The organism is Vallitalea pronyensis (assembly GCF_018141445.1).
Classification (GTDB): Bacteria; Bacillota; Clostridia; order Lachnospirales; family Vallitaleaceae; genus Vallitalea; species Vallitalea pronyensis.
In genome coordinates this window covers 1,019,916-1,032,359 of record NZ_CP058649.1, presented here as the reverse complement: position 1 = coordinate 1,032,359, position 12,444 = coordinate 1,019,916, and the positions used below count along the sequence as shown (strand labels likewise).

Below are 12,444 nucleotides of genomic sequence, written 5' to 3'. Positions count from 1 at the left end.
AGCATTATTATCATAAAGCAATGTCTTACTCCTTTTCATATATGTCCACATAGTTTTTTATATGTCCTTTAATTTTTAGTCTAATTATTGTATAATGAAACTAAAAACGAAAGGAGTTTTTATTTATAAATTAAATTTTAAAATATCATTAAATACATTCACTAAGCTTAATCGTTATGCTTCATCTTTAAATCTTCCCATTCAAACAATAGTCAGATTTATATTAACTGAACAATTACATTCATTTGAATCGGATAAGCAAACTTTTAAAAGCAAGTACGAAAAATGCAAATTCAAACAAACACTTGGTACTTTAGAAGCTTATGGTAAAGAAAAGAAACCAAAGAAATATTCCATGCAAGTTTCTGAATACATATATAATGGTATATATAAAATAAAGGAAACTTATGAAACCAAAACTAATATTGTTATAAACAATCTTCTTCATATTGGTATAAACGATAAGCTAGATTCATTTAATATAAATTATTCTTACAAATTTAATGACATATTACCTAATACGAAACAATACGCCATACCACTTTCACAACAATTCACATACAGATTAGAGGATATTTCAAAAATAACTGGCATAAAAACGAATCAACTAATATCTTTAATAATCGGCAATTATTTAATCGAACACTTTTCAGACTATGATGATAATATGTACATAAGCGATACCGGAAAACTTTATACTGGTATTTGGTAATATTAATATCGCAGTAATTTTCGGAATCAGTATAAGGAAATTTGAGAGCCACCTGTTATTTGAATCGTAAATTATTAATAACTTGACAGCAGGAACCCATTAATATGTTATTTCAGGCTTTACCACCTAGCCAGAAAGCGCGCTAGGTGCTAAAGCCTGAAGGCACTCTGTGCCAGCCTAACATATTAATCCCTACTATAAAGCAATGAACAACTGTAATTCAAATAACCAAATTGTGCTGTAGCTCACCTAATAACATAGTGTCCCAATTTGATTATCAGCAGAATCATGACCACCCGTAAAACGGGTGGTTTGTTCTACCCCTATAAGGGGTTGTTACCAGCCAGCGCCTAAAGACGCTGGCTTTCACATTGTTCAAGCTAGTGCCCTTACCACTTTTGCTCACCCCTAAAGGGGTTTTTAATACCGGCTACCCCTTGAAGGGGTCCGTATATTCTTTTACACTTAACTTATCCTTCATTATGTCATGCTTATCTTGCTCTTGGATATATTTCTTTATTGTTGCCTCATTAAGTCCTACTTGTACTTACATAATATCCCTCTGCCCAAAAATGTCTATTTCCAAACTTATATTTTAAGTTTGCATGTTTATCAAACATCATTAAGGCACTTTTTCCTTTTAAATAACCCATAAAGCTAGATACACTCATTTTGGGTGGAATACTTACTAGCATATGGACATGATCCGGCATCAGATGTCCTTCTATTATCTCTACACCTTTATACCTACATAACTGCCTTAATATATCCCTTACACTCGCTTTGTATTGATTGTATATTATTTTTCGTCTATACTTAGGAGTGAACACGATATGATATTTACACATCCATTTCGTGTGTGCTAAACTATGTGCTTTATTTGCCATTAAAATCACCTTTCCTTTGTTATAGTAGTAGCTTGAACACTTCTATTATAACGGTTAGGTGATTTTTTTGTATAACAATCGTTTCCGCACCCGCATAGCGGGTGGTTTAATGTTTCGCACGCTAGCGCGTACTCAACAGACTAAAGTCCATAACTAAAAAAAACTATCCACTACGAATTCTCGTAAGAGGATAGCTTTTTTATAATATTAGGTTTTACCTGGTGAAGATAAAAAAAGTCCAGACCTTTTTTTGTTAGTTAAATAAGTAATCTGCCAAGTTTCCGTATACTTCTAAAAAGTAAAGGCCGTATTATAATAAGCATAATCTCCACCTTTACTTTTTTAATTTTGTATGCTTTGTTATCTTTAGCAGATGGGACCCAAAAAAGTAAAGCACACTATTCCCATCTACTATACATTAGTTTAGCATACAAAACCGTATACTAGGCTATCATAATCAATGGGAAGCAACCTTTTCGCTCCCCAAAAAGTAATTTTAAAACCTTACCAAGAAAGAGACAATACACAAAAATATTTACATAACTTTTATTAATTATCAGTTGTTCTAACTACATATCTTTTAATATCCTTTTAATAAACATTTGAATTCATTAATATCAATTTTACGGTTCTCTTTTGTCATAGGGCATTTGAAGTTGCTGTGCTCTAATGATAGTGGTATAGCCAAAACACATCATCGAAATGTAAAATTCTAAGTTTATTGAAGCCAAAGAGGTCAGGCTCAAATTAGTCTAGGTTTAATATTAGATAATTCGGCATAAAAAAACTATCACATGCATTTTGATAGCAATGAGATAGCTTTATGCTTTTTGGTGATCATACAGGATGATTGGTTTTATATGTATTCAAATTATCGTCCATGCTTATTGTATAGTTCAATATTTGTATGTTACTTCAAAAACTCATATTTAAACAGTATAGGAACAATTTCTTCGTTATAATATTCTTTAACAAATAAAGTCTGTAAGTTACCATTCAACTCTGGATACACGGAAATTGTTTTTTTAGTTGTATCATCATTGAATGTCAATCCTCCTTAACTTTATACTCTTTACTCAAAGGACCATTAAACAAAACTTTTGCCGAACTACCTGTAAAGTTTTCAATAGCTGTCTGCACAGTAGGCATCATCAAATCAAGATATCTACAAACACCACCTTTTTTATCAGCAACAGCCTGAACCGAACCAAACATATATGGATGGTCTTTAATGTACATAACATAGCCTTTCAACTTTGCCACACTATCTCCAAGCCAATCTCCATGAGGATCTACAATGGTTCGTACAATGTCTCCATTTCCAAGCTGCTGGAAGAAAATAAAATCAGGATACATATTTTCCCATTCACCATTAATCATATATGGAATAGCAAGTGAAGCATTCAAGTTTCGAGACTGATTTCTATACCATGCCACATTCAACGATTTAGCTAATTCAGTTTGCAGAACTTTCTTCTCCAAATCATTCAACTTATGGTATGACCAACCTGATTCGTCACTAATAATATGCTTAGCATATGCATCATACTCTTTATTCTGACGTGTAATACTTGCCTGAACACTAAGATTGCGCTCAATATACGGCTTTGTATTACCTTCAATAGCGTCCCATCGTTCTTTATGTTCATCAGACACTGCATAACGATCAGGAGCATATACTCCCAATAATTTTTCAGTCTTATTCTCTGCCCATGCTTCCATTGCCTGAACAATTTCCATGCAATATCCAACAGCTGCAATACGACTAATTGCCTGAGTATCAGAATCATACTCATCTTCTTTACGTTTATTGATACAATACTTGATTAAATCTGAAGCACCTTTAAATACATCCACAGCATGTTTATAATAAAACACCAATCTATCAGCATCATTTTCAACAAGCTCTTCTTTATCTTCGTATTCTTCACCAGTCAGCGGGTCAACACGTTTCACTGTAACAGTCGTATTTTTAATACCACCAAGGGAACGCTTGAATTCTGCAGGATGCTTCTTTATTTCACCCTCAATATTGTTATAGAATTCCACCTGAATCTGATTTCCCAAATCAGATTCCAAATCAATATCAGAAGTAATGATATCAATACAATCCCATAAATCAAGAAAATGATTTGGCTTATCATGCCGAACCTGACGGGTAATGATTTCCTCAAAACTTTCTTTAATCACATCACTATCCACTTTAGGAATCCTTTCCAAAGCATCAGTCAATTCCTGCTCAGTTTCTTCAATATCATCAAAATCTACAACAAAATCATCGTCTGTATTTACGTAAAATTCTGTTCCCTCCACGACCTGTTCAGGAGTCTGCCCAGATGTTGAAGAAGAACCTGTACTACTAGTTGTTGTACCAACAGACTGAATCTTTGACAGTTTTTTCTCAACAGTTTTCTTTGTCTCACCAAAGAATTTTACATCTGCTGGATTCTTAATAATGGTTGTATCTGGCAAAGCCACATTATCTTCTTTTAATCTTTCAACAACACTTTCAACTGTACTTGAATCATACTCAGGAAGATAACAAGCTACAGTGTTTAATTCTTCCATAGTAGGCACACGTCTTGCTAATGGTGTACGAATCATACGACCAATCAACTGTGCAATATATGTTGAATCAGTACGTTTACGTCTTGAATAAATAACTTCTGCACGAGGACAATCCCAACCTGTGGAGATAGCATCTTTAGCAAAAAGTACTCGGATTTCTGTACGTTCAGCCACTTCCTCTGGTTTCACATATGGAATCTTGCCTGCTGTAGTTGTAATATCTTCATGCTCACCAAATACATTACCGAAACAATCTGAAATATCCAACCAAGGAAGAACCTTATGAATTTGAGTACACAAAGCAGTCAAGGTATCCTTTGTAACCTTATCTTCAACCTGTACAACCATTAATGGAATAACCACTGGCAGAACATTCTTATTTTTATCTGTACAGTAATCTTTCCATTTCTTTGATGATTCTGCTAATCTCACACATGCCTGAGTTAAATCCTGATGCTTTGTATTAGCAGCCTTTTTCGGAGTACGAAGTTCAATTGTATCCTTAATAAGACCAGAGCTTCTCACTGCCGATACTGGAACATCAACCGATGCTTTCATATCACGGTTCTTACGACCTTGCATAGCATTATTAAATCGTTCTGGAGTAGCTGAAATACCAACCACGCAAGGCATTGGTTTATTCACTCCATCCTGACCATCAATGATAATGCTGTAAATAGTCTTATTAGCACTATCTGAAGTTCCTTTATTATTTCCTGACCCAAGACCTCTATGTGCTTCATCAATGAACAGATACAAATGAATATCAGAATCATCAATTGTATCGCTCAATACATCATAAAATGAACGTCCACCCTCAGCTTCATTTGACAATTTCTTGCCTTTGCCAAGTAACTGTCTATTCAAGAAATAAATGTGTCCAGGCATCAATTTACTATGATTCTTTGCAAAATCTGGACCAATAGCTTCCATAGCATTTACCCCATTAAGCAAATCAGTTGCTGCATCAAATCTCTTCATAGTCTGTTCATTCAAGCTCGGACTATCAGACAGCCATAAGATTACAGCTCTATCATCGCCCGCATATGTTTCATTACCATAAAATAATCCCTCTGCAACAGCAGCCGAAACAACCGTTTTGCCTGCACCAGTCGGAGCAGTCAAAGCTACAGCAGAAAGTGAACCATCTGCTTCATAGCTACGTTGCATGGATTCCATCTTTTTTAAAAGAGATGCCACTGCATCCTTCTGAAAATCAACCAACCCATATTTCATCAGTCTAACCCTCCTTCACCACAAATCTCAAATGTTCTCAAGAATGTCTCATACAACCTATGTACTTCCACTCCTGGTAGACGTTTACACATATTTGAATAACGTCTCTGGTCATCTGTAACCACAAACACTGTTGTAATTGATTGTGTTTTCTTCACTTTCTCACAGAACTTTGATGCCTGACCGTAGTCAAAAAGTACTCCGTAGAAATCTGTGGTTAAATAGCTCTTACCAATACGCTTAATAATCGGTCCCTGGCATCCTGCCTGCATCCAAAGAATAGGCGCAATGGCATCAAATGCTCGGTCAAGTCGTATAGGCCATGCTGACTCGTAGGTCAACTCGCAGAACACGGCATTCGCTTTGAAACCATCGGATTTTTTTAATTTAAATCCTAAATCTAAACCTTTTGAGGGTTTTCCATAATCTCCATCCAATGGATTCCCATCAACATCAACGCCATTTATACTACATTTTGTCCTTACCCATGTTACATAATTTGCTATGCCATATTTTTCCCAATCCATATCATATGGACGAAGACCGTCTTTTATAAATTTCTTTTGTTCATCAGCCGATACTTCGTTATTTGTCACACATATACAACGTCTTCTACCATCATCAACGGCATTAAGCAAACTCACTGCGTGAAGCGTTGTACCAGAACCAGCAAAGAAATCGATAATTAACGCATCTGGTTTTTCTGACACAAAATTTTTCAAAGCGTCATAAACCGAATATAATGATTTTGGGAATGAAAATCTATCATCTTTTACAATACTCTTTAATATAGTTGTACCATACGTTTTAGCATCATATTGTTTGCTAGACCATACTGTTGTTGTTCGTGTCAGTTTCCCTCCAGTTTCTACGACAATTTTTGAACCATCTTCTCTATATCCTCTGACAGCCCAACGCCCTTCATCGATTTTTTCCTTATAATTCTCACTCAAATACTTAATTGTATATGGTTGATTCTGTGATCTTGTATTCTTAACAACTTGAACTACCTGCTCATCAATAAGTCTCTGAAGTGTTTCCCCAGTAACGCCCCAGTTCATTTCCATACCATCATCTTTTACAGGAAATACTGCAGTTGTTCCATCTATTTGAGGTACAGAATATCTATCAACATCTGATGTAATTGGTTCACCTATTTTAACAATATTTAAAGTAGCATCATCCACATAAATAGGATAAAACTGAGCTACACCACCCTTTACAGTACCTCTACGTGACGCATATTCTAGTCGTCTCAAATACCACCAACGTACTTCTGTTTCATCACCAAATCCTTTTACTTGATTCACATGGGCATCCCCTATTAAAACAATAAACATGTATTCATCGGAACGAGCAAAAAGATTTTTACGTACTGCACCAGATGGATTTATCGTAATGCTTACCATTTGAATAGTTGCTTCAGGAAAATTCTGTTCCAATAGCAATGACAATCTTGCATACTCACGTTCATCAATTGTAACTAACAAAACTGAATCCTTGGGATTTAAAAGCTGCTTTGCTAACTTTAATCGTCTTTCCATAAATGCAAGCCATTTACTATGACGATATTGGTCATCTACGACTACATAATCATTATTATATTTCCAATCTTTTGCACCAGAATTGTATGGTGGGTCAATATAAATACAATCTACCTTACCTGCATATGCATATGTTAGTGCTTCCAAAGCATGATAATTTTCAGAATTAATAACCATATGATACGGGTCATCAGGATTTCCTTGTTCCACACGGTCAATCTCTTTAAGTCCTGGATAAATCACATCCCGATAACTTATAAGAACCACAATATCTTCAACTGGAACATCTTTTGTTTCACCATCATGTTCCAAAGATGCCACACCATCCTTGATAGATTTTACTACCCAAGAAACCTTATTTTCATCTTTTTCTTCCTCGCCACGTACAGGAAGAATATTTACTATATCACCAGCAATTGGTTCTTTTTTATATAGTCTGATTGCTTCTGGTAAATTACGCTCAAAAACCAGACCGTATGAATGGTCCTTTACATATTTCTGAATCTGACGTGCAAGTTCCGGATTTAACTTTGCCACTTCAGAAATGGTTTCATTAATATTAGCCATATTTCTTATTCCTCCTTATCCATATCTTCCACAATAACCCTTGTAGCCTCTTTTAGAGCGGTTCTGCGCACGAAATCACTATATGAAGCATATTCTTCTAACTATGCCGCTTTTTTTAGCTTTTCAAGTTCTTCTTCGCTCACACGAATACTCATAGATATTGTTTTATTCATATAGATTTCCTCCTGTGTGTAATTATACTCACAATGTGCTACATTATCAATACATATCTCCACATTAATGTCAAAAAAAGAACTCCTAATCTTTCTTAGAAGTTCTTTTTTAAGCATGTTCTCTTTATTTGGTCGCAAATCAGTCGTAATTTCCGACTTCACATATCAGAAATCCTTTATTTAACAGAGTTTCTTAGTCTCTATGTTTCATTGTTGGGAATAATAATACATCTCTGATGGAGTAAGAATCCGTTAATAACATAACCAAACGGTCAATACCAATACCAAGCCCACCTGTTGGAGGCATACCATATTCAAGAGCTGTAATAAAGTCTTCATCAATCATGCTGGCTTCTTCATCCCCTGCTGCACGAAGTTCTTCTTGTCTTTCAAATCTTGAACGTTGATCAATAGGGTCATTAAGCTCTGAGAACGCATTGGCAAATTCACGCTTGGTGATGAACAGCTCAAAACGCTCTGTATAATCTGGTTTCTCCGGCTTTCTTTTAGCCAGAGGTGATATTTCAACGGGATGATCGGTAATAAATGTGGGTTGTACAAGGTGTTCTTCCACGTATTCTTCAAAGAATAAGTTCAGGATATCACCTTTCTTATAGTGTTTCTCTATGTCAATATGGTGTTCTTTTGCTAATGCTTTTGCTGCTTCGTCTCCTTCAACGGTATCAAAGTCAATGTTGGCATATTGCTTGACAGCATCCACCATGGATAATCTTGCAAATGGTTTACCAAGATCAATCTCTTCTCCATCGTACGTAACGGTGGTTTTACCAAGTACCTTCATGGCTACTGTTCGAATAATCTCTTCTGTGATATCCATCATACCGTGATAGTCTGTATAGGCTTCATACAATTCTAATAATGTGAACTCCGGATTATGCCGTACAGATAATCCTTCATTTCTAAATACCCGCCCAATTTCGTAAACACGTTCAAAACCTCCAACAATGAGACGTTTAAGGGGTAGTTCAAGGGCTATACGCATATACATTTCCATATCCAGTGCATTGTGATGGGTGATAAATGGTTTTGCGGATGCGCCTCCAGATAAAGTGTTCAGTACTGGGGTTTCAACCTCAAGGTATCCTTTGTTATCAAGTACATGTCTAATTTCTTTGATAATCTTTGTTCTTGCAAAGAATGCTTCTTTTACTTCTGGGTTCACAATAAGGTCAAGATAACGTTGGCGATATCTTGTATCCGTATCTTTCAAGCCATGATATTTCTCTGGCAGTATCTGTAAACTCTTGGAAAGCAGTGTTACTTCTTTTGCTTTAACGGATATTTCACCTTTCTGAGTCTTGAATACTTCGCCTTTTATACCGATAATATCTCCAAGGTCATAGTGTTTAAAATCGCTGTAATCTTCTTCACCAATGGCGTCTTTTCTCACGTAGGTTTGAATCTGTCCATTTCTATCTGCTATATGGCAAAATGAAGCTTTACCCATGAGACGCTTGGTCATAATTCTTCCTGCTATGGATACAGTTTGTCCTTCAAGGGTATCGAAATTATCAATGATTTCATCACCATGATGACTCACATCAAATTTTGTTAATTGAAAAGGGTCTTTCCCTTTGCTTTGTAATGCAGCTAATTTATCTCTTCTTATTTTTAAGAGTTCATTAAGGTCCTGTTCTTTGTCCACACTGTTATTAGGATTATCTGACATCTACAAGCCCTCCTTGTACATTTATAGTTTTTGGTATTTGCATTTCATTATATCACTCATTAGCAATCACATCAAATATTTAACACGATTTTTATATACACCGAAAATTATCTTCATAAAAAACCTATTTTCTAGATTTGTTTATGAAGATAACCCTCGCTTTTTCATATATAAACTTAGCAATATTCTTATTCTACTACTTATAGAACAAAAGAGGCTACGCCTCGTTCCGCAAAGCGGATTTGTCCGTTAGGAAAGATCCATTAGCACTACCTATATAAAATAAATAGCTCTTAATCATGACCTTTCTCGGTACGATTTATCTCCTTAACGATGAATATCTAATACTTTTAGTTTAACAACACCATTGGGCGTTTCTGCCATGACCTCATCGTCAACCTTTGCACCAATTAAGGCTTCACCAACAGGTGATTCATTGGATATTTTATAATTCAATGGATCGGCTTCCATTGAACCAACAATTGCATAGTCTACTTCTTCATCAAATTCAAAGTCAAATATACGAACTTTACAACCCACATTGATTGTATCCAGTGATACTTCTTCTTCATCAACTACTTCTGCTTTTTTAAGTATGTTTTCAATCTCTACGATTCTTGTTTCAATTTCTCCTTGTTCTTCTTTTGCTGCGTCGTATTCGGCATTCTCCGATAAGTCACCTTGTGCTCTGGCTTCTTTGATTTTCTCGGCTACGTCTTTTCTCCTTACTACCTTTAAATGCTGTAATTCATCTTCTAATTCTCTCAGTCCATTATATGTTAGAATTATTTTTTTGTCAGGCATCTTGCTACACCCTTCCTCTAATATTAATAATATTGCTGTAACACGTCTAACAAATCGTAAAAGTCCCCCAATACTTTTTGTTTGTGTATTACAAATACAAGTTGAATTACATGGCTTTATTATATCCGTATAATTTCTGTGTAATTCAACTTACAAAGTTAGGTAATTACGTTGAATGAATCCCTTTGATAAAATGACTTATTCAACCTTGTAGATATAATAAAGCATTCATATTCAAGGTATTATAACTTAATATATACAAGTTGTCAAGAAAATCGAAATGTTTTGATGTTGCCTTATATAATTGTTTCCCCCCTCTGATATAGTTTACCAATTTCCACTTGATACTTGCCTAGTATTTGACTTACTTTCTCGAACATTGTGCTCTTATATCCATACATATACATACTCCTTAGTATTCTGTTTTCATTAAGCAAAATACCATGGAATAATTCCTTATTCATAAGACGACTCTCTACAAGCATATCCACTTCTGTCACAAGATGAATATCACTTCTTTTTATTAATATGTTCTTAATTTTATCATCGTCGGATATAAAATCAATCATATATGAACCTTCATCAAAACAATAAAACACTTTATTTGAATGTTGGCTACAGTTAATAATAATATCGCTGGGGATTCTTTGGGTAATGTTATAATTGGTTATCCATACAGCCAGACCTGTTTCTTCATAAATGGCTTCGATGCTTTTTTCGAAGTGTTCTGGTTGAGATGTAATGATGGTTAAATTGTTAATATGGTCATATATCTGGTTCATAATGTATGTTGTTCTACTATTATCTCCATCTATAAGAACAAAATTCATATCTTTTAATTCTTTATGACTTCTTTTAATGATTTCTTCAATAACGGCATCCATGTACAAGAACTGAATATGGTTTTTATCAGCAATCAGCCCATTAAACGTATCACGAAATGGCCTTAATTCCTTTGATAAAACCGTGGCATTAATATTATACAGCATGGCTTTTTGATTCCACTCTGAAATAACGTCCTTCACATATTGCTCATGACATAACTCTTCTTCCATAATGGGTAAGGTAATATCAAGACCTGTAAGATCAAGGTGGTTTACTTCCGAAGCGAATGCGGGTAATCTTTTCAAAATATGACCACGACGCATTTTTTTTGGCATATAACGCATGAGGGGATTTCTAAGGGGTAAATCATGGATATCACTTGCACATCGCAGTACTGCATATTTTTTATACATTTACATCACTTCATATTGTGTTTTAATATAACCTATTATGAAACGAACTGTTTTATGTCATATTTTTTAGTTCTTCTAATTTATCCTCGATGGCCTCAAAGCACTCCAGTTGATTAATGGAACGACGAAGATTCGCCGAGCCTGGCAAACCTTTTGTATACCAGGATATGTGCTTACGCATTTCTCGAATGGCAGTATACTCGCCTTTATATGCACATAACATGGCCATGTGTCTTTGAATCATCTCCACAATTTCTTGTAGAGTAGGTAAAGGTAATAAATCACCTGACTCAAGGTAATGAATAATTCGCTTAAACAGCCATGGATTTCCCTGAGCACCTCTTCCAATGAGTATGCCATCGCACCCTGTTTCATGAAGCATTGCCTTTGCATCTTCTGGCGTAAATACATCCCCATTCCCCAATACAGGTATAGTGATTGCTTCTTTTACCTGGCGGATAATATCCCAATCGGCTTTCCCACTATAGTATTGTTCCCTTGTGCGGCCGTGAACACCTACAGCTGCTGCACCATTAGCTTCTGCTATCTTGGCAATTTCAACTGCATTAATAAGGTTATCATCAAAACCCTTTCTTATCTTAATGGTTAGCGGTATAGGAATGGCTCTTGAGACCTTCTTAACGATTTCACCTACTAATCCTGGTTGTTTCATCAGTCCTGAACCTTCACCATTATTCACCACTTTAGGTACTGGACAACCCATGTTAATATCTATGATGTCAATTTGTGAATGTTCGTCCACTATCTTCTTAGCCATCTCCGCCATCAAATCAGGGTCACAACCAAATAGCTGCATGGCTACTGGTCGCTCCTTCTCATCAATTTGCATCAGGAGATTCGTGTTTTTATTATTAAAATAGACTGCTTTGGCACTAATCATCTCTGTATAAACCAAACCACACCCCTGCTCTTTACATAACAATCGGTATGGTAAATCTGTTACACCAGCCATAGGTGCTAAACATACATTGTTTTCTAATTGAACATTTCCGATTTTCATCTTA

Annotated in this window: 9 protein-coding genes and 1 pseudogene; 1 reads left to right on the top strand and 9 read right to left on the bottom strand. The window is 35.5% G+C overall.

The genetic code is table 11. The features are described 5' to 3' along the window. Window positions 1-94 precede the first annotated feature (94 nt). Window positions 95-712, top strand: coding sequence for a hypothetical protein (locus HZI73_RS04330; RefSeq protein WP_212697037.1), 618 nt, complete (start codon window positions 95-97; stop codon window positions 710-712). Between the two features lie 430 nt (window positions 713-1,142). Here HZI73_RS04330 and tnpA read toward each other — a convergent pair. From tnpA to dusB, 9 genes and pseudogenes are all read right to left on the bottom strand, one after another. After that, window positions 1,143-1,599 (bottom strand): annotated as a pseudogene (tnpA, locus tag HZI73_RS04325) (IS200/IS605 family transposase). Window positions 1,600-2,509: 910 nt separating this feature from the next. After that, window positions 2,510-2,650, bottom strand: coding sequence for a hypothetical protein (locus tag HZI73_RS04320; RefSeq protein ID WP_212697036.1), 141 nt, complete (start codon window positions 2,648-2,650; stop codon window positions 2,510-2,512). Beyond that, entirely contained in the window at window positions 2,647-5,403 is a 2,757-nt protein-coding gene (locus HZI73_RS04315; RefSeq protein ID WP_212697035.1) for a DEAD/DEAH box helicase, read from the bottom strand. The genes HZI73_RS04320 and HZI73_RS04315 overlap by 4 nt, the downstream gene beginning before the upstream one ends. Continuing rightward, window positions 5,403-7,514: a DNA methyltransferase gene (locus HZI73_RS04310; protein ID WP_212697034.1), complete on the bottom strand. Its 2,112-nt coding sequence runs from the start codon at window positions 7,512-7,514 to the stop codon at window positions 5,403-5,405. Before HZI73_RS04310 ends, HZI73_RS04315 begins: the two co-directional genes overlap by 1 nt. 101 nt (window positions 7,515-7,615) lie before the next feature. Beyond that, entirely contained in the window at window positions 7,616-7,825 is a 210-nt protein-coding gene (locus tag HZI73_RS26505; RefSeq protein ID WP_246552355.1) for a hypothetical protein, read from the bottom strand. Between the two features lie 55 nt (window positions 7,826-7,880). Beyond that, window positions 7,881-9,377: a lysine--tRNA ligase gene (gene lysS, locus HZI73_RS04300; protein WP_212697033.1), complete on the bottom strand. Its 1,497-nt coding sequence runs from the start codon at window positions 9,375-9,377 to the stop codon at window positions 7,881-7,883. Between the two features lie 327 nt (window positions 9,378-9,704). Further along, window positions 9,705-10,181 carry a transcription elongation factor GreA gene (gene greA, locus HZI73_RS04295; RefSeq protein WP_212697032.1) on the bottom strand — a complete coding sequence of 159 codons (477 nt, stop codon included), beginning with the start codon at window positions 10,179-10,181 and terminating at the stop codon, window positions 9,705-9,707. Window positions 10,182-10,477: 296 nt separating this feature from the next. Then, window positions 10,478-11,419: a hypothetical protein gene (locus HZI73_RS04290; RefSeq protein WP_212697031.1), complete on the bottom strand. Its 942-nt coding sequence runs from the start codon at window positions 11,417-11,419 to the stop codon at window positions 10,478-10,480. A 52-nt stretch (window positions 11,420-11,471) separates the two neighbouring features. Then, complete coding sequence (gene dusB, locus HZI73_RS04285) at window positions 11,472-12,440, bottom strand: tRNA dihydrouridine synthase DusB (protein ID WP_212697030.1); 969 nt, start codon at window positions 12,438-12,440, stop codon at window positions 11,472-11,474. Window positions 12,441-12,444: the final 4 nt, after the last annotated feature.